Origin of the sequence: Desulfosporosinus metallidurans (assembly GCF_001936615.1) — a bacterium.
In the GTDB taxonomy this organism is placed as follows: Bacteria; Bacillota; Desulfitobacteriia; order Desulfitobacteriales; family Desulfitobacteriaceae; genus Desulfosporosinus; species Desulfosporosinus metallidurans.
The window spans coordinates 1-616 of record NZ_MLBF01000182.1 but is presented as its reverse complement, the minus strand read 5'-3'; the positions used below and the strand labels follow the sequence as shown (position 1 = coordinate 616).

2 protein-coding genes are annotated in these 616 nt (G+C 44.3%); both read left to right on the top strand.

Features of this window, described 5'->3' with window-relative positions; all coding sequences use genetic code 11:
• On the top strand, window positions 1-185 hold a 185-nt coding region (locus DSOL_RS28575; protein WP_207649693.1), incomplete at its 5' end, for a hypothetical protein.
• A gap of 186 nt (window positions 186-371) precedes the next feature.
• Window positions 372-616, top strand: a 245-nt coding sequence (locus DSOL_RS26270) for a hypothetical protein (protein WP_139314648.1), incomplete at its 3' end; no start/stop codon positions are given.

Genomic DNA, 616 nt, shown 5'->3' with positions numbered 1-616 from the left:
TTGGTATTGTTTGCGGCCGCGGCTCTCCGGGTCGCCTGCCCTGGCCGGAGACGAGGCGCGGATCTACGACGCCAAGGGGCGTTACCAGGCCGGGTGATGATGGACGGCAACGGCAAACGCCCAGGTTTACGATTAGCATGGCAAAAATTAGAGAGCGTGTTGAAAAATGTGGATACGTTATGTGAGATGTGCCTTGTGTGAATTAGTTCTTCTGACTAGGTGCAGGATAATAGTGGGGTAATGGTGAATGATATGTTTATGATTGACATGTGAGTGCTGTTAAGTAATATTTATGTCAATTTATTATACGTGCTTGGAATGTATTGGTTTTTTTGGAATTAAATACAAAGATGGGCCAAAGGAGGGTGTCTATGTTTTCTTGGATGTCCTTGCCGCTTGTTATTCTGATCTTTTTTCTAAGTTTTGCTTCAGCTTTCAGTCAAGATGGTCCTGGGATTCATCGTCTGCCTCCTCCTCCTCCTCCTCCTCCGTTAGCGCAGCAATCTGGTAGTAATGCAAATATTGTTGATGCGTTAAAGAAAGAAAATTCCTTGCTAAAGAAAAAAATTAGACTACTTGAAGACTATGTGCGTCAACTTGAGGCGAGGATTAAGGA